Genomic DNA, 426 nt, shown 5'->3' on the forward strand with positions numbered 1-426 from the left:
CATCGAAGGCGCGCCGGACGCCTTGCCACCGCATGACGCCACCGAAGGCGTCTGGCAGAACACCATCGCTGCCGCGGACCATGCGCTGGAAGAAGCGAACCGCATCCAGCGGGGCGTCCAGCAACATCTCAAGCTGATGCAGGAAGTGCGTGCACTCCGCGACGAACTCCACAAGGCCCATGCCGAGGTGGATCGCTACCGTGGCATGCACGCGCGCGTGGTGGTGGGCATGCGCCAGCTGGAAGACGACAACAACGCGGAGATCGCCCGGCTGCGTGCCGACAACGAGATCCTGCAAGTCCGCCACCGGGTCTACAAGCTGCTGGCCGAGCACTACGCGACGGCTGCGCTGCGCCTTGCGCCTCCCCGGTTTGCCGAACACCGCGACCGCGTGCTGGAACACGTGCTGTTCCAGCGCCGCAAGGG

Annotated in this window: 1 protein-coding gene; it reads left to right on the forward strand. The window is 66.9% G+C overall.

Annotated features, from left to right (window positions below):
* Positions 1 to 426, forward strand: a 426-nt coding sequence (locus AB4Z35_RS30695; protein WP_442101258.1) for a hypothetical protein, incomplete at both ends; no start/stop codon positions are given.

The organism is Pseudomonas sp. KB_15, assembly GCF_052114525.1.
Classification (GTDB): domain Bacteria; phylum Pseudomonadota; class Gammaproteobacteria; order Pseudomonadales; family Pseudomonadaceae; genus Aquipseudomonas.